This is a genomic window from Actinopolyspora mortivallis DSM 44261, assembly GCF_000384035.1.
In the GTDB taxonomy this organism is placed as follows: domain Bacteria; phylum Actinomycetota; class Actinomycetes; order Mycobacteriales; family Pseudonocardiaceae; genus Actinopolyspora; species Actinopolyspora mortivallis.
The window spans coordinates 523,173-548,068 of the sequence record NZ_KB913024.1; the positions used below are offsets into that span (position 1 = coordinate 523,173).

Genomic DNA, 24,896 nt, shown 5'->3' on the forward strand with positions numbered 1-24,896 from the left:
GAAATTTCCTATGCTTGGTTCCAAACTTCGTGAGCTGCTCGGCCGGGCGCGTGGCCCGCTCGGGCAGGCTGTGTCCGTGGACTTCGGCGACGAGCACACTCCTTTGAAAGAGCTTGCTGAACTGCTCTCCGAGATGAATGGTTTCTTCGCGTTCAATGCCGGTGTGCAGATTTTCCACGCTGGCGGCGATGGATTCGGTCCTGAACTGTCCTACTGGAACGCCCGTGAGACATGGAAGGAGGCGTTTGACGGCTTGGCTGACAAGTATTTCTGCTTCGGGCAGGATATTCTTGGGATGCAGTATGCGATTCAGGAAGGGACTGCGCTCGTCAGGTTCGATCCGGAGACTGCGCGTAGTAGCCATATTGGTTACTCGCTGGAGGATTGGGCTGCGTGGTTGCTCGACAATCCAGAAATTAACGGAACATCGATACTGGCGAAGGTCTGGCAGGACCAGAAAGGTCCGTTGGAACCCGGTCAGCGCCTCGTTCCGTTGAAGTTTTTCGAGTTCGGTGGCGAGGTTAGTTTCGATAATCTTGTGGTCAAGGATGCCGTTGAAGCTATGCGGGTCCGCGGGCCGATCGCTGTCCAGATTCATGACCTCCCTCCCGGATCGGAAATTCGTTTGCAATCGTAGTTCGTGAAGATGATTTTTTTGGATCGGTGTGGATTTTATTCCCAAGTTATATCGTTCTTGAACGATCTCGTCGCTGGTCCCGGGCGGCCGAGGTGAGTACCCGGTGGTACACGGTTCGAGTTATGTAGAACCCTCAGCGATCTTCGCCGCCGTCAGTACCGATAACGGATCGATGAGTTCCCGAGGCAAGTTCGGGTGCTGAGGTGTCGACTCGTGCGTCGGGGCCCGAGCGCTCAGTCGGTCGTTCCGCGCGGTTCCCCTGAGTCGAGGAGAGCGTACCTCTCTGTCCGAGCGGGGCTTCGTCCCAGTGAGGAGGGAGGGCGGGACAAGACACAGTGCCGGCGCGCACGCCGTGTTGGAGCGTGGTTCGGTGGTCGAGCTGGGTGAGCGGTCCCGGTGCGCGGTCGAACACCGGCCTGCCGCGTGGCACCGAACCGTCCACGACGGCCGGTGACTGCACGCCGACAACCGGGACCGCCCGGGGATCGTGTGGTTCCGGGCACGTCGTCACTCGACCGGTTCAACAACCGTCGCCGCGCTGTTAGGCTGTCCGCCGCCAGTCAACCCCACCGGGGGCCAGGGAATCCGGTGCGAATCCGGAGCTGACGCGCAGCGGTGTGAGGGACGGGCGGAGCAACGGCCACTGGGTACGTCCCGGGAAGGCGCTTCTCGTCCGGAGGATCTCGAGCCCGAAAACCTGCTGGCACCCGCCGAGACGGCGGTGGTGAACGCCCGCGAGGCTCCGCGCCCGAGCCTTCCGACGGAGAGGACCTTATGCGAAGACCGTTCCGGTCGCTGTCCCTGTGCTGTCTCACGCTGCTCACGTCCGGTCTGTTGACCGCCTGTGGCGGCGATGCCTCCCCTTCCTCCGGAGAGGAAGCCGCAGCCGGATACCCGCGCACCGTCGAGAACTGCGGCAGGGAGATCACCGTCGAGTCCCCACCGGAGCGGGTTGTCTCGCTCACCCAGGGGACCACCGAGATCCTGCTGTCCCTGGGGCTGGCCGACCGCATGGTGGGCACGGCCACCTGGACCGATCCGGTGCTGGAGCACCTGGAGGAGGCCAACTCCCGAGTCCCGCGCCTCGCCGACCACATCCCCTCCTACGAGAGGGTGCTGGCCGAGCAGCCCGACTTCGTCACCTCCTCCTTCGAGAGCGTCCTGCAGCGGGTTTCCTCGCGCGAGAAGTTCGCGCGGCTGGGAGTGCCCACCTATGTCTCCCCCTCCGAGTGCGCCAAGAACAACGAGGGCGACGGCGACGGGATCCGGGACGAACCGCTGACCATGGACCTCGTCTACGAGGAGATCCGTCAGCTGGCCGAGATCTTCGACGTGCGGCAACGCGGACAACGGTTGGTGGAGGAGCTGCGCGGCAGGATCGCCGAGGCCACCGAGGGCGTCGACGCCTCCGGAGTGAGCCTGCTGTACTGGTTCGCCAACAAGGAGTCGCCCTACATGGCGGGCTGTTGCGGGGCACCGGGCGTCATCACCGAGCGGGTGGGGGCGCGCAACGTCTTCGACGACACGCACAAGGAGTGGCCCCAGATCAACTGGGAGACGGTGGCGGCCCGCGATCCGGACGTGCTCGTGCTCGGGGATCTCACCCGGGAGCAGCAGACCGCGGAGGAAGCCGCGCAGAAGATCGGCTTCCTGGAGTCGAACCCGGTGACCAAGCACATGGAGGCCGTGCGCGAGCAGCGCTACGTCCGGCTCAGCGGTGCCGCGATGAACCCGTCGATCCGCACCGTCGACGGGATCGAGAAGGTGACCGCCAGGCTGCGTGAGTTCGGGCTCGTCGAATGAGCGTGTCCCGAACCCGTTCCGGCGGGGTGGGCACCACGTTGCTCTGGGTGTGCGGGCTGGTGCTGCTCACCCTGTCCGTGGCGTTCACCATCACGATCGGGCCCGCCGAGATCGCGGTGGGCAACGTCTGGGCGGTGGTGGGCGAGCACCTCGGTCTCGGCGACTCCGGGCTCTCCCTGATCCGCGAGGGGATCATCTGGAACCTGCGGCTGCCGCGCACGGTGCTGGCCGCCGTGTGTGGGGCCGGGCTCGGCCTGTGCGGAGTGGTGATGCAGGCCCTGCTGCGCAACCCGCTGGCCGATCCCTACGTACTCGGGATCTCCTCCGGGGCCTCCACCGGTGCGGTGGCGGTGGTGGTGCTGGGCGTGGGCAGCGGGGTGGCCACCCTCTCGCTGGGGGCCTTCCTCGGTTCGCTGTGCTCGTTCGTCCTCGTGCTGATGTTCGGCCACCTGGTGGGCAGCGCCCCGGACCGGATGATCCTGGCCGGAGTGGCCGCCATGCAGCTGTTCTCGGCGTTGACCTCCTTCATCGTGATGTCGGCCGCCGACGCGGAGCAGACCCGCAGTGTGCTGTTCTGGCTGCTCGGTTCGCTCGGCGGGACCGGCTGGGAGGAGGTGTGGCCCTGTCTGGTCGTGCTGCTGGTGGTGCTGGCGGTGTGCCTGCTCAAGGCCCCCGCCCTGGACGCGTTCACCTTCGGGCACGACGCGGCCGCCGCGCTGGGGGTGTCGGTGACCAGGACCAGGACGTCGCTGCTGATCGCCACGGCGTTGCTCACGGCGACCCTGGTGAGTGCGGCCGGGGCCATCGGTTTCGTGGGGTTGGTGCTGCCGCACGCGGCCCGGATGCTGGTGGGACCGGGCCACCGCAGGCTGCTGCCGACCACGGTGCTGGTGGGGGCGATCTTCCTGGTGTGGATCGACACCGTCGCCCGCACGATGCTCGATCCGCAGGAGATACCGGTGGGGGTGATGACCTCGTTGATCGGTGTTCCCGCCTTCGCGGTCGTCCTCTACCGCAGCCGCAAGACACGTCGATCCTGACAGGAGCGCCAACGTGGGACTGCGTGCCGAACGGGTCAGCTGGCGGGTGGGCGGTGAGCTCATCGTCGACGGGGTCAGTCTGGAGCCGGCACAGGGCGAGACCGTGGGGTTGCTCGGACCGAACGGCTCGGGCAAGTCGACCCTGCTGCGCCTGTTGTCCGGGGTCCGCCCCGCCTCGTCCGGGGTGGTCTCCCTCGACGACGTCCCCATCCAGCGGGTGGGGCGCAGGAACGTCGCCCGCCGGATCGGGGTCGTCGAGCAGCAGGCCGACACCGAGGTGGACATGACGGTCCACGAGGTGGTCGGCCTCGGACGGGTCCCGCACCGGCGCCCCTGGGCGGGGGAGACGGCCGAGGACGAACGCGCGGTGCGTTCCGCGCTGGAAAGCACCGGCCTGGCGGACAAGGAGGGTCGTTGCTGGCACACCCTCTCCGGAGGGGAGCGCCAGCGGGTCCAGATCGCGCGGGCGCTGGCCCAGCAACCCCGGGAGCTGCTGCTCGACGAGCCGACCAACCATCTGGACATCCGTCACCAGCTGGAGCTGCTGGGGCTGGTGGTCCGGCTTCCGGTCACCAGTGTGCTGGCCCTGCACGACCTGAACCTGGCCGCCATGTTCTGCGACAGGCTGCTGGTGCTGCGGCAGGGGCGTGCCGTGGTGGCGGGAACCCCCGGCGAGGTGCTCACCCCCGAACTGGTCGCCGAGGTCTACGGCGTGCGGGCCGAGGTGACCGCAGACGGCCCCGAGGGCCGTCCCTCGGTCCGTTTCCTGCCGGGGGAGCCGGTGGAGCAGGGCACCGCTTCCAGGGGGTGAACGTCCCCGTGGGCTCGTTCACACCGGGCCCGCGCTGTGGCCATCCGCCGTGGCGCTGCCCGCCTCGTCGACCGGCCTGCCGGTCTCGTCGAAGGCCTGGCTCGCGCCGGGGAAGCTGACCGTGTCCCGCACGGTCGTCGCGCGCATCCCGGCGAAGACCCGGCGCGGGTTCTGCACGGTGTGCAGACCGCCCGCCCGTCGTGATCGGACGTGGCCGTGGGATCCTGGCAGGCTGAGCCCTGTGGACGGGGGGCGGTTGTACAGGTGAGGCCCGGGAGCGCGCCGGGCGACTACCAGGAGTGAACGAGTGGCGGACTTCTTCGGCTTCATCCTCTACCCGGTGTCGATCATCCTGTGGTTCTGGCACGCGGTCTTCGGCACGCTGTTCGGGAAGGACCAGGGCATCAGCTGGGTGCTCGCCGTCTTCTTCCTGGTGTTCACGCTTCGTGTTCTGCTGATCAAGCCGGCACTGAGCCAGATCCGGGCGGGGCGCAAGATGCAGAAGTTCGCCCCGCAGATGCAGAAGATCCGCGAGAAGTACAAGAACGACCGCCAGAAGATGATGCAGGAGATGCAGAAGCTGCAGTCCGAGCAGGGGGTGAACCCGCTCGGCGGCTGCCTTCCGGCACTCGTGCAGATCCCGGTCTTTCTGAGCCTGTTCCACGTGCTGCGGAGCTTCAGCCCCGACTCGGACAGCAACTTCTTCTTCGACAAGGAGGGCGTCCAGTCCTTCATCAACGCCGACATCTTCGGGGCCAAGCTGTCCAACACGATCATCCAGCCCGAGAGCGTGCTGGAACGGTTCGGCACCAGCAGGCCGGACATGATCGCGGTCGGTATCCCGCTGATGATCGTCGCCTCGGTGGCCACCTTCTTCACCATGCGGATGTCGCTCAAGCGGCAGTCCGACGCGGCCATGGCCAACCCCCAGAGCGCGATGATGGGCAAGGTCATGATGTATCTCGCCCCGATCGGTGCGCTGGTCTCCGGGTGGTTCCTGCCGATCGCGGTGCTGTTCTACTGGCTGGCCAACAACGTCTGGACGCTGGGCCAGCAGCACTTCCTCACCAACAAGGTGGACCGGGAGGAACAGCGTCAGAAGGAACGCGAACTCGCGGCGAAGAAGGAGACTCCCCGTCCCAAACCGGGCCAGAAACCCGACCGGTCCGGCAGGGCCACGTCCGGTTCGCGGGGTGACGACGGCGAGGAGCAGTCCGCGAACGGCACCGCGACCTCCCTGGAGCAAGGAGAGCGGTCCGAGTCCTCCGGGGCGAAGTCCGCTCCCGACGGAAGGGCCAACGGCAAGACGTCCGCGGGCGGCAACAAACCCGCCGGTGGCTCCTCCGGGAAGAAACGTCCACAGCAGAAGAAGCGCTCCGGCAAGCAGGGGGCCAGCCAACGCGGCCAGAAGAAACGCCGTTGACGCGTGTGATGTTCGACACTTTCGCGTCGATCGGGTGGGACTGTGGGATCCTGTGGTCGAACGAGAGTAAAGTGCTTTTTACGTGAGTCGGGAACCGATCACGGATCCCGATCGTTGTGACGGGTGACGGCGTAGGCACGCCCGGGAGGATGAGTTGCGCACAAGCAGTAATCCCGCGTTCAAGAACCTGCCCAAGGGCGGGTACGCGGACTTCAACTACGGCCAGCCCCCCGGGGGCTCGTTCGGTGGCGGACAGGCGCCCACGGCCCCCACGCAGGCCGGACGTCCGCTGACCATCGACGATGTCGTGACCAAGACGGCCATCACGCTGGCGATCACGATCGGCACGGCCGCGGCCACCTACATCATCGGCGGCCCGCAGTCCATGGCGCTGGTGTTGCCCGCCGCGATCGTCGGGTTCGTGCTGGCGCTGGTCAACGTCTTCAAGAAGAAGGTCAGCCCCGCGCTGGTCATCGCCTACGCGGCGGTCGAGGGTGTCTTCCTCGGCGGGATCAGCTACATGTTCGCCGCGCTGGTGGGCAGCTCGGGCATCATCATGCAGGCCATCGCCGGCACCATGGGGGTGTTCGCCGCGATGCTGGTGGTCTACAAGACCGGGGCCATCCGGGTGACCCCCAAGCTGACCAAGTGGGTCATCGGAGCCGCGGCGGGTGCCTTCACGCTGATGCTGATCAACCTCGTCGCCGGTTTCTTCGTCGAGGGCGGCCTCGGCCTCCGCGACGGCGGGCTGCTGGCCATCGGCTTCAGCCTGCTGTGCATCGGCATCGCCGCCTTCGTCTTCCTGCTGGACTTCGACGAGGCCGACCGGGCCATCAAGAGCGGGGTGGACGCCCGGGTCTCCTGGTACATCGCCTTCAGCCTGATGGTGACGCTGATCTGGCTCTACCTGGAGATCCTGCGGCTGCTGTCCTACCTGCAGAACGACTGAGCCAAGCTCAGCCGTGGTCGTCGGGCGGCTGCCCCGAAGGAGCACCCCGGCGACGACCGGTTCCCGGGCGGGAACCTCCCGGACGGACGAGAACGGCGCCTGCCGACGTGTGTGAGACGTCGGCAGGCGCCGTCGTGTGTCACGGCCCGTGCCGGGCTCAGCCGAGGCGCTCCAGGACCATGGCCATGCCCTGGCCGCCGCCGACGCACATCGTCTCCAGACCGAACCGCTTGTCGTGGAAGCTCAGCGAGTTCAGCAGGGTGGTGGTGATCCGGGCCCCGGTCATCCCGAAGGGATGTCCCACGGCGATGGCCCCGCCGTTGACGTTGAGTTTCTCCAGCGGGATCCCCAGTTCCCGGTAGGAGGGGATCACCTGGGCGGCGAAGGCCTCGTTGATCTCCACCAGGTCGATGTCGTCGATGCCCATGCCCGCCCGGTGCAGGGCCTGCCGGGAGGCGTCCACGGGCCCGAGTCCCATGATCTCCGGGGACAGCGCCGAGACGCCGGTGGAGACGATGCGTGCCAGCGGGGTGAGCCCGAGCCGCTCGGCCTTGCGGTCGCTCATGATGACCAGCGCGGCGGCCCCGTCGTTGAGCGGGCAGGCGTTCGCCGCGGTCACCCGGCCGTCCGGACGGAACACCGGCTTGAGCCCGGCCACCGACTCCTTGGTCACACCGGCGCGCGGGCCGTCGTCGGCGCTGACGACCGTGCCCGAGGGGGTGGTCACCGGGGTGATCTCCCGCTCCCAGAAGCCGTTGGCGATGGCCTTCTCCGCGAGGTTCTGCGAACGCACCCCGAACTCGTCCATCTCCTCCCTGCTGATCCCCTTGGCCCGGGCCAGGTTCTCGGCGGTCTGCCCCATGGGGATGTAGACGTCCGGGAGCTTGTCGAACTCGCGGGGGTCGGTCCAGTGTTCGGCGCCCTGTTCCCCGGTTTCCCTGGTGCGCTGCTGGGCCTCGTCGAACAGCGGGTTGGTGGTCTCCGGCAGGGAGTCGGAGCTGCCCTTCTCGAACCGGGAGACCGTCTCCACACCGGCGCTGACGAACACGTCACCCTCGCCGGCCCGGATGGCGTGGAGGGCCATCCGGGTGGTCTGCAGGCTGGAGGAGCAGTAGCGGGTGACCGTGGTCCCGGGCAGGTGGTCGTAGCCGAGCAGCACCGCGACCACCCGTGCCATGTTGAATCCCTGTTCCCCACCGGGAAGCCCGCAGCCGAGCATCAGGTCGTCGATCTCGGCGGGGTCCAGTTCGGGCACCTTGTCCAGCGCGGCCCGCACCATCTGGGCGGTCAGGTCGTCCGGACGCATGTCCACCAGGGAGCCCTTGCCCGCGCGGCCGATGGGGGAACGCGCGGTCGCGACGATGACTGCTTCGGGCATGGGGTGACTCCTTCGCGTCGTGTTCGTGCTCTGGTGTGTCGTGTGGGCGAAAGGGCGGGGCCCACCCGGACGCTCGGAGGGCAGAGCGGCCAGGGCGAGCACCGTGCGGTCCCACACGGGGATGTGCTCACCCTAGGCGGTGATCCGCCGTTGTCACGGTGACCGCACTCACCCTACCCCCGTTGACCGACCGGATGGTACGCCAGCTCAAAGGTGCTTCGGTGGATCGTTCAGGAATCAGCCGGTTTCGTGCGCGATCCCCAGCGCAGGTTCAGCCGGGCAACGAGGCGACGGGTCGGCCGACGGGCCTCCACCGCCTCCGACCGGCGGGGGGCACTGGGCACCGGGGCGCCCTGCCAGGCCCCGATCGCGTCGCACAGGGTGGGCAGCAACAGCTCGGTGGCCATCTCGTATCCGGCCGCGGAGGGATGGAACCGATCCGGGCCGAACAGCTCCACCGGACGGGTGAGGAACTCGGGGGAGAGCAGGTCGGCGAGGGGGACAGCGTGTCCTCCGGCGCGCTCCACCGCCCGGCGTTGTTCCCTGGCCAGCAGAAGGCTGTAACGACGCGCCACGGAACGCAGCGGCTGGGGAATGGGGCGGATGGCCCCCAGGTCGGGACACGTGCCCACCACCACGGCCGTGCCCGCCCGCGTCATCTCGGTCACGGCCTCCTCCAGCAGGCGAACACTGGTGCCGATCGGCACCCTGGTGGTGACGTCGTTGACCCCGATCAGCACCAACGCCAGCCGGGGCGGCTCCCGCAGCACCGTCTCCACCTGCCGGGCCAGTTCTCTGCTGGTGGAGCCCACCACCGCGTGGGTGCGCAGCACCACCGGTCGTTCCAGCTCTTCGGCCAGGCCCTCGGCCAGACGAGCCCCGGGCAGTTCCCGGGGAAGTTCGACTCCCAGACCGGCGGCGGAGGAGTCCCCCAGCACGGCGAAATCCAGCGCGGGCTCCGAGGAGGCGTGCGCCCGTCCCGTCGCGTCGGTGGGCAGGTACGTTCCGTCGGCGTTCGGGGGTTCCGCCGTGGGCAGGCCGATGACACGGCGCGCGTGCCTGGACTGGCCACTGAGCAGACCGTAGAGAGCTCCGGACAGGCCGCCGACGGAGGCGGCGCCGATGGCGGCGACCCTCAACAGTCGCGCAGCGATCATCGTTGCCTCCCTGCGGTTCGTGCGGAAACCCCGCGAGCCGCTTCCCGGCATGGTCACTCCGCGCTGGTCGTTTCGCACGTGCTCGCAGCCGGGTCGCGGGGAGGAAGATCGTGCTCCCCGCTAGGAACATCGTTCGTTTCCCGCCTCCGGTTAACCCGCCGCCAGGGTGTTTCGGCAAGCCGGGCACGAGCACGGTCCGACCGTCGGGGGCACCCCGGCGCGAGCACGCGCGGGCCTATCGGGAGACTGCCAGGGAAGCAGCCGGTCCCTGTGGGGAACCGGTGACACCCAGCGCGAGGCGCCGAGTCTAGGAGGGACCGCCGTGGACTACGTCGAGCACGTGGCCGATCTCGTCGGCAACACACCGTTGGTGAGGTTGAACTCGCTGACGCGGGGGCTGAGCACGCCGGTGCTGGCCAAGGTCGAGTACTTCAACCCGGGCGGCAGCGTCAAGGACCGGATCGCCGAGCGCATGATCGAAGCCGCCGAGGCCTCCGGCGAGTTGCCTCCCGGCGGGACGATCGTGGAACCCACCTCGGGCAACACCGGGGTGGGACTGGCGATGATCGCCCAGCGCAAGGGCTACCGCTGTGTCTTCGTCTGCCCGGACAAGGTCAGCGAGGACAAGCGCAACGTGCTGGAGGCCTACGGAGCGGAGGTCGTGGTCTGCCCGACCGCGGTTCCCCCCGAGCACGAGGACTCCTACTACAGCGTGTCGGACCGGCTGGCCGCCCAGGAGGGCCACTGGAAGCCGAACCAGTACAACAACCTCTCCAACCCCGAGTCCCACTACCACTCCACGGGCCCGGAGATCTGGGAGCAGACCGAGGGGAGGGTGACGCACTTCGTCGCCGGTATCGGAACCGGCGGGACGATCTCGGGGGTCGGGCGCTACCTGAAGGAGGTCTCCGACGGCAGGGTCCGCATCGTCGGGGTGGACCCGGAGGGTTCGGTGTACTCGGGAGGCAGGGGACGCCCCTATCTGGTCGAGGGGGTGGGCGAGGACTTCTGGCCGACCACCTACGACCGGGAGATCTGCGACGAGATCGTGTCCGTGTCGGACGCGGACTCGTTCCGCACGACCCGGGAGTTGGCCCAGCGGGAGGCCCTGTTGGTCGGTGGCTCGTGCGGTATGGCCGCGCTCGGGGCGCTGCGCGTGGCGGAGCGGGCGAATCCGGACGACGTGATCGTGGTGCTGCTGCCCGACAGCGGGCGCGGATACCTCACCAAGGTGTTCAACGACTCGTGGATGGCCTCCTACGGCTTCCTCTCCCCGGACCACGGCGGCGGCTCCATCGGAGACGTGCTCAGGCGCAAGGACGGGACGCTGCCCGAACTGGTGCACGTCCATCCGAACGAGACGGTCGCCGAGGCGGTGGCCATTCTGCGCGAGTTCAGTGTTTCCCAGATGCCGGTGGTCAACGCCGAACCCCCGATCATGGCGGCCGAGGTCGCCGGCGCCGTCAACGAGCGGGACCTGCTGGACGAGTTGTTCGCCGGAAGAGCCAATCTCGCCGACCGCGTGGAGACGCACATGTCGGCTCCGCTGCCGAGCATCGGCGCGGGCGAGGACATCACCTCGGCCATGAAGGCACTGCGCAACGCCGACGGGGCGATGGTGCTCATGGACGGCAAACCCGCCGGGGTGGTTACCAGGCAGGACGTGCTCGCCTTTATCGCAGGGCGGTGAGATTCTGTTACACATCGCCCGTGACGCTTCGCGCGGTCGGTTAGCGTAGGCGTGTACACACCCAGGTTCGTGCCCCAGGGGATAGGAGAAACCCGATGAGCTCCCCGCAGCCACCCGAAGGTCAGCAGCCGGACGGCTCCGCGGAACAGCAGTCCGGCTCCGCCAACACCGAGGAGCCCACTCCCAACTCGACGCAGATGATCTCCTCGCGCATGGATCCGCACCAGTCGCAGGACCAGGACGCGGGGCAGCGCAACGACCACAGTTCCGGTTCGGACTCCACCCAGGTCGTCAATCCGGCCGAGGCCATGCGGCAGATGGAGCAGGACTCCCAGCCTTCACCGGCCGGTCAGGAGGGTGGCGGGGCGACCCAGGTCGTTCCGCCGTCGATGCAGCCGCCGCAGCCCATGTACGAGCAGCCCGGTCTGGGTGCTCAGCCCGGCGCGCAGGCCCAGCCGGGTATGACGAACCAGCCGTGGGGACAGGAACAACCCGGCATGGCGGGACAGCCCTGGGCGCAGGGCCAGCCCGGGATGCCGCCTCAACCGGGTATGGCGGGGCAGCCGGGAACCCCGAGCGGTGGTTTCCCCGCTCCCGGCCCGGGACAGCCCGGTGCTTACGGTGCACCCGCCCCACAGCCCGGCCAGTTTCCGGGCGGACCGCAGCAGTCCTCCTCCAGCAAGGGGCTGGCCCAGGGGGCGGCCTGGACCGGTATAGGGCTCGGCGGTTTGACCGCGATCCTCGTACTGATCGGGATTTTCGGCTTCCTCAGCATGGCCAACCAGGTCTCTCAGACCTCCCAACAGCTCAGTGAGCAGTACGGGGTCGAGATGCCGGATCTGCCGCCCACCGGACTGTTCGTCACCCTCGGCCTGCTGCAACTCGTCGGTTCCCTGGCGCTGGTCGTGGCCGGAATCCTCATCCTGCAGCGCAAGCAGTTCGCCCCGTTCGTCATGGTCGGCGGGTCCGGGGTTCTCGCGCTCGGTGTGGTGATCAATTGGTTCGTCTACACGTTCACCGCAATCGGGATAGTCTCCATCCTGTTCGCCGCGGTTCCCGCTGTGTTGGCCATGCTGCCTCCCACCAGGTCCTACCTGAGTGGTGCGGCGGTTCCCGCCGCTCCCGGTGGTTACGGCCAGCCTCCGATGCCGGGACAACCGATGCCGGGTCAGCCCGGTATGCCCGCCGGACAGCCCCCGGGGTATCCCGTGGCGGGGCAGCCGGGTCAGCCCATGCCCGGACAGCCCCAGGCTGGCCAGCCCATGCCCGGGCAGCAGCCGTTTCCCGGGCAACCCTACGGACAGCCCTACGGCCAGCCCTACGGGCAACCGCAGCCGCCCTACGGACAACCGGGTGGCTACCCGCAGCAGCCCGGTCAGCAGCCGCCGCAGTGGTGAGGGGCGGCGCGTCCGTTCGTGCCCGCACTGTGGTGGCGCCGTGACCGCGAAGCCCGTAGTCGGATCGGGCGGAGGAACGTGTGCCCACCACAACCCCAGGACGGACAGCACCGCGGATCGGCGGGCCACGCTGAGCGGCCAGTGGGGGAATCCCCCGGCGCGCCGACGTCCGGTGACGGAACGGGCGCAAACGCTCCTTCCGGCGGCCCACGGGTCTCCGGAAGGAGCGAAAGCGGGTGCGTTCGGACGAGCCTGTGACGAGTAGAGTTCCCGGCATGACCGACGGTTTCGCGACGCGCGCCATCCACGCAGGACAGCAGCCCGACAGCGCGACAGGGTCGGTGATTCCGCCGATCCACGCGACCTCCACCTACGCCCAGGACGGGGTGGGGAACCAGCGTGCCGGCTACGAGTACTCCCGGACGGGAAACCCGACCCGCACGGCGCTGGAGGAGTGCCTGGCCGCCCTGGAGTCCGGCGCTTACGGGCTCGCGTTCTCCTCGGGGATGGCGGCCACCGACGCGTTGCTGCGTTGCCTGGTGCGGCCCGGCGATCACCTGATCATTCCCGACGACGCCTACGGCGGGACGTTCCGGCTGATCGACAAGGTGCTGACCGAGTGGGGAGTGGAGTACACCCCGGCCCCCGTCTCGGATCCGGACGCCATCCGGGCGGCCGTCCGCCCGAACACCAGGGTGCTGTGGGTCGAGAGCCCCACCAACCCGCTGTTGAACATCGCCGACCTCTCCGGTCTGGCCCAGCTCGCCGCCGAGACCTCCACCAGGTTGGTCGTGGACAACACCTTCGCCTCGTCGTACCTGCAACAACCGCTGACCCTGGGTGCCGACGTGGTGGTGCACTCGACCACCAAGTACATGGGAGGACACTCCGATGTGGTCGGAGGGGCGGTGGTGACCTCCGACGAGCGGATCGCCACCGACGTGGCGTTCCTCCAGAACACCGCGGGTGCGGTTCCCGGCCCCTTCGACGCCTGGCTGACCCTGCGGGGGGTGAAGACGCTGGCGGCGCGGATGGAGCAGCACAGCGCCAACGCGGCCCGGATCGCGCAGGCGCTGCGGGAGCATCCGAAGGTGAGCAGGGTGTTCTACCCCGGCCTGCCCGACCATCCGGGTCACGAGATCGCCGCCGCGCAGATGCGTCGTTTCGGTGGCATCGTCTCGTTCCTCCACGCCGACGGGGAGGAGGCCGCCGTCGACGTGTGCGCGCGTACCCGGCTGTTCACCCTGGCCGAGTCCCTCGGTGGGGTGGAGTCGCTGATCGAGCACCCCGGCAGGATGACCCACGCCAGCGTCGCCGGTTCCCAGTTGCAGGTGCCCTCCGAGCTGGTGCGGGTGTCGGTGGGGATCGAGGACGTCGACGACCTGCTGGAGGACCTGTTCACGGCACTGGGGTGACCGTTCCGGACGAGGACGTCCCGGAAGGACTCGGACAGGGTCCGGGACCGCCGCCTCCGGTCGACCGGGCGGCCCCGGACACCGGATCCGGCGCGAAGCCGGATCACAGGTTCCCGCGCAGTGCCTGCTCCCGTTCGATGGCCTCGAAGAGCGCCTTGAAGTTGCCGATCCCGAACCCGAGGGAACCGTGCCGCTCGATGAGTTCGAAGAACATGGTCGGGCGGTCCCCGATGGGCTTGGTGAATATCTGCAGCAGGTAACCGTCCTCGTCGCGGTCCACGAGGATCCCGTGCTCCTTGAGGGTCTCGATGGGGAAGCGCACCTGCCCGATCCTGGCCCGCAGCTCGGGGTCGTCGTAGTAGGAGTCGGGGACGTCGAGGAACTCGACACCGGCGGCGCGCATCGCCGAGACACTGCTGATGATGTCGTTGGTGGCCAGGGCGATGTGCTGGCAGCCCGCCTGACCGTAGAACTCCAGGAACTCGTCGATCTGCGACTTCTTCTTGCCCACGGCGGGTTCGTTCAGCGGGAACTTGACCCGGTGGTTGCCGTTGGCCACCACCTTGCTCATCAGCGCCGAGTACTCGGTGGCGATGTCGTCGCCGACGAACTCCGTCATGTTCACGAAGCCCATGACCCTGTTGTAGAAGGCGACCCACTGGTCCATCTCGCCCATGGGCACGTTGCCCACGCAGTGGTCGATCGCCTGGAAGACCCGTTTCGGAGCTCCCTCGGGTTTGCGGTGTCCGCTGGTCTTGGGAACGTAACCGGGGAAGTAGGGGCCCGAGTAGCGCGAGCGGTCGACGAGACTGTGCCTGGTCTCGCCGTAGGTCGCGATGGCGGCCACCCGCACCGTCCCGTACTCGTCGGAGACGTCGTGCGGTTCCTCCAGGACGGTGGCCCCCTGCGTGCGCGCGTGTTCGACGCAGCGGTCCACATCGGCCACTTCGAGGGACAGGTCGGTCACCCCGTCGCCGTGGGCGCGGTGGTGGTCGGCCAGGGGGCTGTCCGGGTCGACGGCTCCCTTGAGCACGAACCGGGCCGATCCGGACTCCAGCACGTAGGCCCTGTGGTCGCGGACACCGGTCTCCGGACCCCGGTAGGCGACCAGTCGCATCCCGAGAGCGTTCTGGTAGAAGATCGCGCTCTGCGTGGCGTTACCCGCGACGAACTCCACCGCGTCCATGGACTTGACGGGGAAGGGGTCCTTGGTCGGGTCGTGCTGGACCAGCCCGACGAGCTGCTTCATCTGCTCGAAGGTCACGTCGTCGCGTTCGGCGGTGGTGCTCGGATTCGTGACGTCGGTCATGACGACCTCCCGGTCCGCGGAGACTTGGTGTCACCTCAGCGTGCGAGCACGGGGCATCCTGTGCAACAGGCGGTTTCACCGCTGTACAAAATGCTCAACTCGTGCTCTGCTTGCCCGGGAGTGACTGTTCATCCTGTATCGCCGGCGAGTGTGGGGAGTGTGTCATGTCAGCCACGGCGGGTGAGCAAGCTCTGGACGAGCTGGACGCCAGGCTGTTGCTTCTGCTGTCCGACGAGCCCCGGCTGGGGGTGTTGGAGTGCTCGCGCCGGTTGGGGGTGGCGCGCGGGACGGTCCAGGCGCGTATGGACCGCATGACGCGTCGGGGGATACTGCGCGGTTTCCCCCCGGAGTTGGACCTGGCTGCCGTCGGCTACGGACTGACCGCCTTCGCGGTGTTGGAGATCGCCCAGGGGCGGCGTGCCTCGGTCGCCGAGCAGCTGTCCGCCATCGACGAGGTCTGCGAGGTGCACGCCACCACCGGGCAGGGCGATTTGTTCGTGCGCATGGTGGCGCGCTCCAACGACGACCTACAGCGCGTCATAGACCGCGTGGTGGCCGTGGAGGGAGTGCGCCGCACCTCCACGGCCATAGCGCTGTCCACGCCGGTGCCACCCAGGGTGCGCCCGTTGCTGGAACGCATGGCCCAGGGTCAGTGACCCGCCTCGTCGGGCCGCCCTCCGGGGTTGTTCGCCGAACAACCCCGGACGGCCCTGTCGGAAACGCCGCGACGGGATCGGCAACCGCCACGTCGTCCCTCCGGGGAGGGAACACGTGCGGACGCGCGCGGAAAGCCGCCCGAACACACGAGTGCCCGTGGTCAACCGCGTTCCTGGGTCGGTCGTACGGAAAAGGAGCCCGGACCACCGGGCGAGAGCGGCCTCAGCCCTGGAACGGCTCGGCCTTGATCAGGGTCACCTGCATCATGCCGCCGTTGGGCAGCTCGTACTCACGAACCTCGCCCTCGCGGGCGTCCAGCAGGGCCTGTCCGAGGGGAGAGCTCGGCGAGTAGACCTCCAGGTCTCCGTGTGCCCCCTCCTCGCGGTTGGCGAGCAGGAACTTCTCCTCCTCGTTCTCGCCCTCGAAACGGACGGTCAGCACCGAGCCGGGGCGGGCCACGCCCGATTCGGTCGGCACATCACCGACCTTGGCGTTGCGCAGCAGTTCCTGTAGCTGGCGGATGCGTCCTTCCAGCTGCCCCTGCTCCTCACGGGCGGCGTGGTAGCCGCCGTTCTCCTTCAGGTCGCCCTCTTCACGAGCTTCGTTGATCTTCGCGGCGATCGCCGGGCGCTCGGCCACGAGCTCGTCCAGCTCCTTCTTGAGCCGGTCGTAAGCGTCTTGGGTAAGCCAGGTCGCCTGGGTATCGCTCACGGTCACCACTCCTCGTCGACTGCGGCTCCGCGCTCCGCGGGCCGATATCCTCCGCACCCCGAAGAGCTCGGAATGGAAAAACACGGCCCGTGCGGGGCCGTGCTGGTAGCGACAATAACACGAGACGGGGCGGGCTGTGGGAGATTTCGTCAGTCCGACAGGCGCGGGAAGGTCAACTTCACCCGGATGGCCGCCCCCGCGACTCCAAATAGCTCGGGATCTCGTAGGAGCAACCGAAGACCTCACCGGTGACCGGGGGAGCCGAGGTGGTCAGTTCGGTCCGATGGTAGGTGGTGGGCTGGCCCGGTGGTATGTAGACCTCGCCACGTCCGACCTCGCGCCCGGAGCGGGCCCGGGCGCGCACCACGCACTCCGCCGCCTTGGCCGGATCGTCCCTGCGCACCTCCAGAGTGATCCGTACCGAGTCCTGGCCGACCTCGAAGGAGGAGGCCTTGCCCTGGATGGGGGCGCTGCCGAGGTTCCGGTAGGCGATCACCGCGACCAGCACTCCCGCGAGCAGTACCAGCCCGGCCGACAACCGGACGGGCCAGCGCCGCTGAGCGCCGCCTCGGGAACCGTACCGGCCCTCGGGGGCTCTTCTGATCGTTTCGGGGGAATTCGTCACGGCCTCTCGCCTCCCGACGTCCTGACGGATCGCCCGGTGATCCCCGGACCTGCCTCCCGAGGGCTGCGTCGTTCGGGAACAATGGAGGAACACCTGCGGTTGAGTATCCCTGGGGTGTACCGCCCGTACTCGGTGGGGGCGGTACAGGTGTCGACGTCCACCAGACGGAAGGATTCCGGAGCCATGGCGGAGAAGCTTCGCCTGATGACCGTGCACGCTCATCCGGACGACGAGTCCAGCAAAGGGGCGGCCAGCACGGCGCGCTATGTCGCGGAGGGAAACGACGTGATGGTCGTCACCTGCACCGGAGGTGAGGCCGGCAGCATTCTGAACCCGGCCATGGACCGGCCGGGGGTGAGCGAGAACATGCCCGAGGTCCGGCGTGAGGAGATGGCCCGCGCGGCCGAGATCCTCGGGGTCCAGCACCGTTGGCTGGGTTTCGTGGACTCGGGTCTTCCCGAGGGCGACCCTCCGCCGCCGCTGCCGGAGGGGTGCTTCGCCCGGCAGCCGATCGAGGTGCCCACCGCGGAGCTGGTGCGGGTGATGCGGGAGTTCCGCCCGCACGTGGTGGTCACCTACGACGAGAACGGGGGCTATCCGCATCCGGACCACGTGCGGTGCCACGAGATCTCCATGGCCGCCTTCGACGCTTCCGGCGACCCCGACCGCTTCCCGGAGCAGGGGCAGCCGTGGCAGCCGCTGAAGCTGTACTATTGCCACGGTTTCTCCCGCAAGCGTATGCAGCTGTTCCACGACGCCCTGCTGGAGCGGGGACTGGAGTCCCCCTACGGGGAGTGGCTGAGAAAGTGGGACGAGTCACAACGTCCCGATCCGTACGAGCGGGTGACCACGCAGGTGGAGTGCGCGGACTACTTCGAGGTCCGTGACGAGGCGCTGCGGGCCCATGCGACGCAGATCGACCCGAACAGTCGCTGGTTCGCGGTGCCGTTGGACATCCAGCGTGCCGTCTGGCCCACGGAGGACTACGAGCTGGTGCGGTCGCTGGTGGACACGACGTTGCCGGAGGACGACCTGTTCTCCGGAGTGCAGGAGCGAGTGCACGCATGACGCTGTTTGGCTACCCGGCGGTGCTCGCGGGGGAGGTTCCGGTGGTCTCCGTGCTGGCCCAGGACTCCGGCCCCGGCGTGCAGAGTGAGGGCACCGGCAAGGCGACTCCGCTGGCGCTGTTCGTGATCCTGCTGCTGCTGATCGCCGTGGTGTTGTTGGGGCGTTCGTTGAGCCGCAGGATCGGCGGGCTGGGACAGCGTTTCGACGAGGAGCGCGCCGAGCGGGCGGCCCCGAAGCGCGTCCGACGTGCCGAGGCCGCCCGGGCGGCCTCGGCGGAGGCGGCGAGCACCGAGGGCGACGGCTCTCCCTCGGGGCAGAGCGCCGGTGGCGAGCAGCGGGACGATCCCGGGGACGGGGTCGAGACGGGCCGGTGAACGGGTGGCGGGCGTGCGCGGTACGTCGTTTCGTCACTCGGCAGGGGCGAGTTCCTCCGAGTGGGGGTGCCTCTGGTAACGCTGCCACGCCGCCACCGACTCCGTGGTGCACTCCGGGTAGCGCACCGCGCTCAACCAGCCCCCGAAGACGCATCCCGTGTCCAGGCACAGGGTTCGGTTCACCCATTCGAGCGAGGACACGGGAGTGTGTCCGTACAGCACGACGGCCCGCCCCCGATAGTCCCGTGCCCACGGGTGGCGCACCGGCAGCCCGGCCTCGTCCCTCTCCCCGGTGGGGGCTCCGTACAGCGCGAAGGAACGCACCCGCCCGGAGTCCCTGCCGTGGTAGTGCCGCGGAAGACCCGCGTGGGCCACGACCAGGTCACCCCCGGCCAGCACGTAGTGATGGGGCAGACCGGAGCAGAACTCCAGCACGCGGTGTTCGAACTCCTCCCCCCACGCGGAGAGCTCCTCCAGCGTCCGGGCCAGCCCGCCCGAGGGACGACCGCGTCCCCGCAGCGCCCTGACCAGTTTGTGCTCGTGGTTTCCCGGGACGGCCAGCGCGTTCCCGGACTCGACCATCCCCATGGCCAGACGGAGTGACCCCGCGCTGTCCGGCCCCCGGTCCACCAGGTCCCCGAGCAGCACGGCCCGCCGCCCCTCGGGGTGGTCGGCGTCGACGGCTCGTCCGGACCCGTCGTGGTGGAGTCGGTAGCCCAGCCGCCGCAGCAGTTCCTCCCACTCCCGACGGCAGCCGTGCACGTCCCCGATCACGTCGAAGGGGCCGTGGTCGTGCGCCCGGTCCACGGGTAGCCCGTGTGGCCGGACCGTCGCGGAGTCCACCTCCCCGGCGCCGCGCAGCACGTGGACCCGGCGGAACCGTTCGTTCTCCACTTTCCCCAGTGCCCTGTGCAGTTCCGCGTGCTGCTGGCGTGTCACCGCCGGATCCGGTTTGTCCTGCCTGCCCGCGTTGCGGGCCACGCACTCCTCGGCGGGGACGTCGAGAACCACGGCCGTGGCGGGCAGGTCGTGCTGTTTGGCCAGCCGCAACAGGCCCTGTCTGTCGTGCTCCCGCACGTTGGTGGCGTCGACCACGGTGAGCCGTTTGTTCCTCAGCCGGACGTCGACGAGGTGGTGCAGTACCGCGAACGCGTCACCGGTGGCCCGCTGGTCCGCCGGGTCGTCGGAGACCAGCGCGCGGCAGTGGTCGCTGGAGACCACCTGGGTGGGGGCGAAGTTCCGGGCGGCGAGGGTGGACTTGCCCGCCCCGGAGGGGCCGATGAGCATCACCAGGCCGGGGGAGGGCAGGTCGAGGGGCCGGTCGTTCATCGCGGCTTCCGCTCCGCGGCGAGGGAACGCGCCCGACCGGGACGGCATCCGCGAGGGCCGTACTTCCGGGACACACTCGGGTTCATGGTCACCAGGATGCCCGCCCACGGGGCCGCCACGCACGCGGGCTCCGCGCGGATCCCGAAGCCGCCCGGTCACGGACACACCCGGGACACCCCCGTGGAACGCCCGCCACCGGGATGACACGATTCCCGACAAAAGTCGTGAATCCGATTTTTCGTGTTGGTCCGACTGTGTCTCGGATGTCTCCTTTCCGAGGATGGGAAACGGAAGAAATCAGAGTGTTGCGCGGGGGATAATTTTTCTCGTACGTCGGGGAAAATCGGGTTGACGACGGGTCGGGATTCGGCAGCGCCCGTCTCGGGGTGTCCGAAACGGGGATGTTTTTCCTGTTCGAAGCGGGGACAGTGGCCGGAAAGGCGATGCTCCTGGGGTGTTCACTTTCCGTGTCCGAGCGCGCTCGTTGTGTTTTACGTCATTTTTGGAATTGTTGTGTGAACCGTCCGGATTTGCGAGAGTGCTTTCCGTCGAGGTCCTGGGGATGGACAGGCCGGTCACGAAGTCGGATGACGTGGATCCGCACGTCCTCCTCCGGTCGTCGAACATCCGTTTCGGAATCGGAGGAACTGTTGCCGAACACCGCCACGAGCACGGCCGAGCCGCCGGTCACCTCCGAGGAACGGCAGGTGTTGTGGCGTGGCGCGTTGGCCCTGGCCGCGGCGATGGGGGTCGGACGTTTCGCCTACACACCGATCCTGCCGCTGATGGAGCGACAGGCAGGGCTGGGTGCCGACACCGGCGCGCAGATCGCCACCGCCAACTATGTGGGCTACCTCGTGGGAGCGCTGCTGCTCAGCTTCCGTTCCTCCCTGACCGTGTCCCGCGCGTTCACCCGGGGTTGGTTCGTCGTGCTGGTCGGCACGACCGCCCTGATGCCCCTGACCACCAGCCCGCCGGTGTGGATGCTTCTGCGGCTGCTGACCGGGGTGGCCAGCGCGGTGATCTTCATCGTGTCGGCGCAGGCGGTGCTGCGGACCCTGCGGAGTAACCCGCATCTGTCCGGTTGGGCCTACGGTGGCGTCGGGCTGGGGATCGCCGTTTCCGGAGCCACGGTGCTGCTGCTGGGCACGACCGCCTCCTGGTCGATCTCCTGGTGGCTGTGCGCCGCCCTGGCCCTGCTGCTCGGTTTTCCCGTGTGGACGTTGCTGGACCGCGCGGCGTCGCCGCGGGAGCGGACCGGCCGGGAGGGAACCGGCGGTGAGGGCCGTGGAAGGGCGTTCGGGCTGCTGCTGGTCGGCTACTTCCTGGAGGGCGTCGGCTACATCATCGCGGCGACGTTCCTGGTGGCGGCCCTCAGCGGTGCCGAGCTGGCCTGGTTGGGGAACGGGGCCTGGGTACTGGTCGGTCTGGCCGCCGTGCCCTCCTGCGTGCTGTGGGCGCGTTTCTCGCGGGGAACCGCCGCGCCGAGCCTGCTGGTGGCGGCGCTGCTGCTGCAGGCCGTCGCCGTGGCCCTGCCGGGACTGACGAGCGCACCGACGTTGGTGGCCGTCTCGGCCGTGGCCTTCGGGGGCACCTTCATGGGGATCACGACGCTGGCACTGGCCAGCGGAGCGCAACTCGGCGTCCCCGGATCCGCCGCGGCACTGACCGCGGCCTACGGCCTCGGCCAGATCGTGGGGCCGCTGGTGGTGCAGCCGACCCTCGGGGCGGGATACCAGCCCGCACTGCTCGTCGGCGGGGCCGTGCTGCTGGTCGGTGCGGTGACGATGCTGCTGCTGCGTCTGACGGCGTGGCCCGAGCCGACCTCCTCACACACCGCGCGGACCGCCGACGGAGAGTCCCGGAACAACACCTCCTGACCCCGAAGACCACCAACCCCCGAACCCACACCACACGTCGACGAACCAACGACGCGTGTCGAACGTGTCGTGCCCGAGAAGAACCCGTTCACACGACCGATCGCACTGCCCACCCTGCGAGGGAGACAAGCGTGGTCAAGGACATCGACATCGCCATCGTCGGCCTCGGACCCCGAGGACTGTCCGTGTTGGAGAGAATCGTCGAGAACTCCCGCCTCCGGCCGAACCGGCGGGTCGCGGTGCACGCGATCGACTCCGCCTCCCCCGGAGCGGGCGCGGTCTGGCGTCCGAGCCAGTCCCGCCACCTGCTGATGAACACCGTCGCCTCCCAGGTCACCCTGTTCACCGACCCCAGCGTGCGGTGCGCCGGTCCCATCGTCGACGGGCCGAGCCTGTACGAGTGGATCCGACAGGGCGGAGCCGAGGAGATCGACGACACCGAACTCCGCTCGGAGGCCCGCTCGCTCGCCGCCGACGAGTACCCCAGCCGCGCGCTGTACGGCAGGTATCTGCACTGGGTGTTGGACCACATCCGGTCCCACCTGCCGGAGCACGTCGAGCTGCACGTCCACACCGACCGGGTCCAGGCCGTCACCGTCGTGGAGTCCGGACGCTATGCGGTGGTGCTGTCCCACCACCACAGGGCGATCAACGTGGACAGGGTCGTGCTCGCCCTCGGACACCTGCCCGCCGGTCTGGGGGAGCGGGAACGACGGCTGCGGGCGTTCGCGACCACCCACGGCCTGCACTACCTTCCCCCGGCCAACCCGGCCGACGTGTCCCTCGACGACGTGACCGGTGAGCACACCGTGCTGGTGAACGGTCTCGGGCTGAACTTCTTCGACTACCTGTGCCTGCTGACCAGCGCCCGCGGGGGACGTTTCGTGGAGACCGAGCGCGGGCTGACGTACCACCCCTCCGGGGCCGAGCCCAGGATCGTCGCCGGTTCCCGGCGCGGAGTGCCGTACCACGCCCGGGGGGCGAACCAGAAGGGCGTGACCGGACGGCACACACCCCGCTTCCTCGATCCCGACACCATCGAACGGCTGCGGACGCGGGCGCGGCGAAGCGGCGGACTCGACTTCCACGAGGACGTCTGGCCGCTGATCACCAACGAGGTCGCCTACGTCTACTACGGAGCCCTGGCGCGGCAGCGTGTCTCCGGCAACGAGCACGAGTCGTTCGTCGCCGAGCTGGAGACCGTCCTCCGGGCTCGCCCGGACCGATTACGCCCGCTGTTACGGGCGCACGGAATCGAGGCCGACGAGGAATGGGACTGGAACCGTATCGCGCGGCCGACCGGCGACCGCGAGTTCGCCTCGCCCGCCGAGTTCACCGACTGGCTGCTGGACTACCTGCGCCAGGACCTGCGCAACGCCTACGGCGGCAATGTGGACAATCCGCTCAAGGCCGCCCTGGACGCCATGCGCGACCTGCGTAACGAGGTTCGCCAGGTCGTCGACCACGGTCAGGTGGCGGCGGCCTCCTACCGCGAGCACGTCTCGCGGTTCTACACCCCGCTCAACGCTTTCGTCTCCATCGGACCGCCACCACGCCGGATCGCGGAACTGATCGCGCTCATCGAGGCGGGCGTGGTGACCATCGCCGGACCCGGTTTCACGGCGACGAGCGACCCGCGCGGCTGCTTCACCGGCGGCTCACCGTCGGTGGCCGGAGCCGAGTACACCGGCGAGGTCCTCGTCGACGCCCGGCTTCCGGATCCGGGTGTGGTGGGCTCCGACGACCTGCTCGTGCGCCATCTGCTGGCCACGGGAACGGGCCGCAGGCACACGTTGAGCACGGGCGGGACCGAGCACGTCACGGGGGCTCTGGAGGTCACCGACCGCCCCTACCGGCTGGTGGACGTCTCCGGGCGGGCCAATCCCGGGATACACGCCTTCGGCGTTCCCACCGAGGGGGTGCACTGGGCCACCGCCGCGGGCGTCCGCCCCGGCCTGGACTCGGTGACCCTCGGTGACGCCGACTCGATCGCCCGTTCCGTGCTCGGACTCGACGAGTCCCCGGACGAGCACGACACCAGGGCACCGGGCGACCAACCCCGTCCGGTGCTCGCCGCCGACTGACCGAGAGGGAGGAACAGCGATGACCGCACCGGACGAGGGGCACACCGGACAGGACCGCCACGCCACCGGGGACCGGATCCGCAGGCAGGTGCTCGGTGACCGGTACGTGAACACGATGCTGCGCGGTTGGGAGCCCGCCAAGCCCCTGCTCGAACTGATCACGGAGTTCTCCTGGGGAACCGTCTGGTCCCGCCAGGGGCTGGACATGAGGACCAGGAGCCTGCTCAACGTCGGTATGCTCGCCGCGCTCAACCGTCCGGCCGAACTGCGGCTGCACGTCGGCGGAGCACTGCGCAACGGGTGCACCGTGGAGGAACTGGCCGAGGTCGCCCTGCAGAGCGCGGTCTACGCCGGCGTGCCGGTGGGGATCGACACCATGAAGACGATCAAGGAGGTCGCCGACGCCGTCGAGGCCGAGGAGACCACCGAGGACGGGAACGGGGCCTGACCCCACCGTGGAGCCCGCACGAGAGCATCGACCCCGAAGGGAAGGCGGATGAGTCGGTTCGCACGTCTGGCGTTCACCGAGACGGTCCGACTGCTCCAGCAGGAGGAGGGAACGCGCCCGCGACAGTACCGGGACCTCGGTGAGGCGGTGGGGCGCCATCCCGATCCGCTCGGTGAGCGTGAGACCGAGTTCATCGCCAACCGGGACGGCTTCTACCTCGCCAGCGTCAGCGAGACCGGCTGGCCCTACGTGCAGTTCCGGGGCGGGCCGCCCGGTTTCGTGCACGTGCTCGACGAGCACACTCTCGGCTACGCCGACGTGCGCGGCAACCGCGAGTACATCACCAACGGCAACCTCCGGGCCGACGGGCGGGTGGCCCTGTTCTTCATGGACTACCCCCGTCGTACCCGGCTCAAGCTGTTCGGGCACGCCGCCACGCGCGGTCTGGAGGAGGATCCCGAGCTGGCCGAGACGCTGTCCGCCCCTCGCACCGACGGGCGGGTCGAACGGACGGTGCTCATCAGCGTGGAGGGCTACGACTGGAACTGCCCCAAGCACATCCCGCGCCGCTACGGCGAGGAGGAGCTGGCTCCGCTCCACGAGCGGCTGCGGCGGCTCGAAGCCGAGAACGCCGAACTCCGCGCCCGGCTCGGCGAGCCCCGGAGCTGAGCGGCTCCGGTCGCCCCGCGGGACGGTACGCACCCGTTCCCG

At 68.8% G+C, this 24,896-nt stretch carries 23 protein-coding genes and 1 riboswitch; of the genes, 16 read left to right on the forward strand and 7 right to left on the reverse strand.

Going from position 1 to position 24,896, the window contains the following annotated elements; genetic code table 11:
- The first annotated feature begins 10 nt into the window (after nt 1-10).
- The 4 genes from ACTMO_RS0102615 (at nt 11) to ACTMO_RS0102635 (ending at nt 4,291) form a co-directional block, all read left to right on the forward strand.
- On the forward strand, nt 11-637 hold the full coding sequence (locus ACTMO_RS0102615; protein WP_019853100.1) for a hypothetical protein: 627 nt from the start codon (nt 11-13) through the stop codon (nt 635-637).
- Nucleotides 638-1,177: 540 nt separating this feature from the next.
- Nucleotides 1,178-1,356: riboswitch (cobalamin riboswitch) on the forward strand.
- Nucleotides 1,357-1,411: 55 nt separating this feature from the next.
- Nucleotides 1,412-2,440: an ABC transporter substrate-binding protein gene (locus ACTMO_RS0102625; RefSeq protein ID WP_019853102.1), complete on the forward strand. Its 1,029-nt coding sequence runs from the start codon at nt 1,412-1,414 to the stop codon at nt 2,438-2,440.
- Entirely contained in the window at nt 2,437-3,480 is a 1,044-nt protein-coding gene (locus ACTMO_RS0102630; protein WP_019853103.1) for a FecCD family ABC transporter permease, read from the forward strand. The genes ACTMO_RS0102625 and ACTMO_RS0102630 overlap by 4 nt, the downstream gene beginning before the upstream one ends.
- A gap of 13 nt (nt 3,481-3,493) precedes the next feature.
- Nucleotides 3,494-4,291 (forward strand): ABC transporter ATP-binding protein, encoded by a 798-nt coding sequence (locus ACTMO_RS0102635; protein WP_019853104.1) that lies wholly within the window; start codon nt 3,494-3,496, stop codon nt 4,289-4,291.
- Between the two features lie 18 nt (nt 4,292-4,309).
- On the opposite strand, the gene ACTMO_RS23215 is transcribed toward ACTMO_RS0102635, so the two are convergent.
- Nucleotides 4,310-4,468: a hypothetical protein gene (locus ACTMO_RS23215; RefSeq protein WP_019853105.1), complete on the reverse strand. Its 159-nt coding sequence runs from the start codon at nt 4,466-4,468 to the stop codon at nt 4,310-4,312.
- Nucleotides 4,469-4,598: 130 nt separating this feature from the next.
- Here ACTMO_RS23215 and yidC point away from each other — a divergent pair, with 130 nt between their 5' ends.
- Nucleotides 4,599-5,714 carry a membrane protein insertase YidC gene (yidC, locus tag ACTMO_RS0102645; protein ID WP_019853106.1) on the forward strand — a complete coding sequence of 372 codons (1,116 nt, stop codon included), beginning with the start codon at nt 4,599-4,601 and terminating at the stop codon, nt 5,712-5,714.
- A gap of 154 nt (nt 5,715-5,868) precedes the next feature.
- Nucleotides 5,869-6,663, forward strand: a complete 795-nt coding sequence (locus tag ACTMO_RS0102650) for a Bax inhibitor-1/YccA family protein (RefSeq protein WP_019853107.1) — start codon at nt 5,869-5,871, stop codon at nt 6,661-6,663.
- A gap of 157 nt (nt 6,664-6,820) precedes the next feature.
- On the opposite strand, the gene ACTMO_RS0102655 is transcribed toward ACTMO_RS0102650, so the two are convergent.
- Both ACTMO_RS0102655 and ACTMO_RS0102660 read right to left on the reverse strand, forming a co-directional pair.
- A complete protein-coding gene (locus ACTMO_RS0102655; protein WP_019853108.1) occupies nt 6,821-8,041 on the reverse strand; it encodes an acetyl-CoA C-acetyltransferase in 1,221 nt (406 codons plus the stop codon).
- A gap of 230 nt (nt 8,042-8,271) precedes the next feature.
- Nucleotides 8,272-9,198: an SGNH/GDSL hydrolase family protein gene (locus ACTMO_RS0102660; protein WP_019853109.1), complete on the reverse strand. Its 927-nt coding sequence runs from the start codon at nt 9,196-9,198 to the stop codon at nt 8,272-8,274.
- Nucleotides 9,199-9,520: 322 nt separating this feature from the next.
- On the opposite strand from ACTMO_RS0102660, the gene ACTMO_RS0102665 reads away from it, so the two are divergent.
- The 3 genes from ACTMO_RS0102665 to ACTMO_RS0102675 all read left to right on the forward strand — a co-directional run bounded on the left by ACTMO_RS0102665 (nt 9,521) and on the right by ACTMO_RS0102675 (nt 13,700).
- A complete protein-coding gene (locus tag ACTMO_RS0102665) occupies nt 9,521-10,888 on the forward strand; it encodes a cystathionine beta-synthase (protein ID WP_019853110.1) in 1,368 nt (455 codons plus the stop codon).
- A 95-nt stretch (nt 10,889-10,983) separates the two neighbouring features.
- The gene (locus ACTMO_RS0102670) at nt 10,984-12,285 is read left to right on the forward strand and encodes a hypothetical protein (RefSeq protein WP_019853111.1); all 1,302 of its coding nucleotides are present in this window, start codon (nt 10,984-10,986) and stop codon (nt 12,283-12,285) included.
- A 275-nt stretch (nt 12,286-12,560) separates the two neighbouring features.
- Nucleotides 12,561-13,700 carry a cystathionine gamma-synthase gene (locus ACTMO_RS0102675; protein ID WP_019853112.1) on the forward strand — a complete coding sequence of 380 codons (1,140 nt, stop codon included), beginning with the start codon at nt 12,561-12,563 and terminating at the stop codon, nt 13,698-13,700.
- A 103-nt stretch (nt 13,701-13,803) separates the two neighbouring features.
- Here the strand turns inward: ACTMO_RS0102675 and hppD are convergent, their stop codons facing one another.
- Entirely contained in the window at nt 13,804-15,009 is a 1,206-nt protein-coding gene (hppD, locus tag ACTMO_RS0102680) for a 4-hydroxyphenylpyruvate dioxygenase (protein WP_019853113.1), read from the reverse strand.
- A gap of 164 nt (nt 15,010-15,173) precedes the next feature.
- On the opposite strand from hppD, the gene ACTMO_RS0102685 reads away from it, so the two are divergent.
- Nucleotides 15,174-15,665, forward strand: coding sequence for an Lrp/AsnC family transcriptional regulator (locus ACTMO_RS0102685; RefSeq protein WP_019853114.1), 492 nt, complete (start codon nt 15,174-15,176; stop codon nt 15,663-15,665).
- 223 nt (nt 15,666-15,888) lie between these two features.
- On the opposite strand, the gene greA is transcribed toward ACTMO_RS0102685, so the two are convergent.
- Nucleotides 15,889-16,377 carry a transcription elongation factor GreA gene (gene greA / locus ACTMO_RS0102690; RefSeq protein ID WP_026448800.1) on the reverse strand — a complete coding sequence of 163 codons (489 nt, stop codon included), beginning with the start codon at nt 16,375-16,377 and terminating at the stop codon, nt 15,889-15,891.
- A 178-nt stretch (nt 16,378-16,555) separates the two neighbouring features.
- Nucleotides 16,556-17,002, reverse strand: coding sequence for a DUF4307 domain-containing protein (locus tag ACTMO_RS22190; protein WP_211212895.1), 447 nt, complete (start codon nt 17,000-17,002; stop codon nt 16,556-16,558).
- Between the two features lie 183 nt (nt 17,003-17,185).
- Here ACTMO_RS22190 and mca point away from each other — a divergent pair, with 183 nt between their 5' ends.
- Together mca and ACTMO_RS20115 are read left to right on the forward strand one after the other, a co-directional pair.
- Nucleotides 17,186-18,070, forward strand: a complete 885-nt coding sequence (mca, locus tag ACTMO_RS0102700) for a mycothiol conjugate amidase Mca (protein ID WP_026448801.1) — start codon at nt 17,186-17,188, stop codon at nt 18,068-18,070.
- Nucleotides 18,067-18,444, forward strand: coding sequence for a hypothetical protein (locus tag ACTMO_RS20115; RefSeq protein WP_019853118.1), 378 nt, complete (start codon nt 18,067-18,069; stop codon nt 18,442-18,444). Before mca ends, ACTMO_RS20115 begins: the two co-directional genes overlap by 4 nt.
- A 33-nt stretch (nt 18,445-18,477) precedes the next feature.
- Here the strand turns inward: ACTMO_RS20115 and ACTMO_RS0102710 are convergent, their stop codons facing one another.
- Nucleotides 18,478-19,773 (reverse strand): AAA family ATPase, encoded by a 1,296-nt coding sequence (locus tag ACTMO_RS0102710; RefSeq protein ID WP_019853119.1) that lies wholly within the window; start codon nt 19,771-19,773, stop codon nt 18,478-18,480.
- Between the two features lie 650 nt (nt 19,774-20,423).
- On the opposite strand from ACTMO_RS0102710, the gene ACTMO_RS0102715 reads away from it, so the two are divergent.
- From ACTMO_RS0102715 to ACTMO_RS0102730, 4 genes are all read left to right on the forward strand, one after another.
- Entirely contained in the window at nt 20,424-21,653 is a 1,230-nt protein-coding gene (locus tag ACTMO_RS0102715; RefSeq protein WP_245556008.1) for a YbfB/YjiJ family MFS transporter, read from the forward strand.
- A 131-nt stretch (nt 21,654-21,784) separates the two neighbouring features.
- The gene (locus ACTMO_RS20120; protein ID WP_019853121.1) at nt 21,785-23,737 is read left to right on the forward strand and encodes an FAD/NAD(P)-binding protein; all 1,953 of its coding nucleotides are present in this window, start codon (nt 21,785-21,787) and stop codon (nt 23,735-23,737) included.
- A gap of 19 nt (nt 23,738-23,756) precedes the next feature.
- The gene (locus ACTMO_RS0102725) at nt 23,757-24,185 is read left to right on the forward strand and encodes a carboxymuconolactone decarboxylase family protein (protein ID WP_019853122.1); all 429 of its coding nucleotides are present in this window, start codon (nt 23,757-23,759) and stop codon (nt 24,183-24,185) included.
- 48 nt (nt 24,186-24,233) lie between these two features.
- Nucleotides 24,234-24,854, forward strand: a complete 621-nt coding sequence (locus ACTMO_RS0102730) for a pyridoxamine 5'-phosphate oxidase family protein (protein ID WP_019853123.1) — start codon at nt 24,234-24,236, stop codon at nt 24,852-24,854.
- The last annotated feature ends 42 nt before the right edge of the window (nt 24,855-24,896 follow it).

Coding starts and splice junctions, on each gene's coding strand:
- ACTMO_RS0102615 (WP_019853100.1), top strand. CDS start 11: ATGCTTGGTTCCAAACTTCGTGAGCTGCTCGGCCGGGCGCGTGGCCCG.
- ACTMO_RS0102625 (WP_019853102.1), top strand. CDS start 1,412: ATGCGAAGACCGTTCCGGTCGCTGTCCCTGTGCTGTCTCACGCTGCTC.
- ACTMO_RS0102630 (WP_019853103.1), top strand. CDS start 2,437: ATGAGCGTGTCCCGAACCCGTTCCGGCGGGGTGGGCACCACGTTGCTC.
- ACTMO_RS0102655 (WP_019853108.1), bottom strand. CDS start 8,041: ATGCCCGAAGCAGTCATCGTCGCGACCGCGCGTTCCCCCATCGGCCGC.
- ACTMO_RS0102660 (WP_019853109.1), bottom strand. CDS start 9,198: ATGATCGCTGCGCGACTGTTGAGGGTCGCCGCCATCGGCGCCGCCTCC.
- ACTMO_RS0102670 (WP_019853111.1), top strand. CDS start 10,984: ATGAGCTCCCCGCAGCCACCCGAAGGTCAGCAGCCGGACGGCTCCGCG.
- ACTMO_RS0102675 (WP_019853112.1), top strand. CDS start 12,561: ATGACCGACGGTTTCGCGACGCGCGCCATCCACGCAGGACAGCAGCCC.
- hppD (WP_019853113.1), bottom strand. CDS start 15,009: ATGACCGACGTCACGAATCCGAGCACCACCGCCGAACGCGACGACGTG.
- ACTMO_RS0102685 (WP_019853114.1), top strand. CDS start 15,174: ATGTCAGCCACGGCGGGTGAGCAAGCTCTGGACGAGCTGGACGCCAGG.
- mca (WP_026448801.1), top strand. CDS start 17,186: ATGGCGGAGAAGCTTCGCCTGATGACCGTGCACGCTCATCCGGACGAC.
- ACTMO_RS20115 (WP_019853118.1), top strand. CDS start 18,067: ATGACGCTGTTTGGCTACCCGGCGGTGCTCGCGGGGGAGGTTCCGGTG.
- ACTMO_RS0102710 (WP_019853119.1), bottom strand. CDS start 19,773: ATGAACGACCGGCCCCTCGACCTGCCCTCCCCCGGCCTGGTGATGCTC.
- ACTMO_RS0102725 (WP_019853122.1), top strand. CDS start 23,757: ATGACCGCACCGGACGAGGGGCACACCGGACAGGACCGCCACGCCACC.
- ACTMO_RS0102730 (WP_019853123.1), top strand. CDS start 24,234: ATGAGTCGGTTCGCACGTCTGGCGTTCACCGAGACGGTCCGACTGCTC.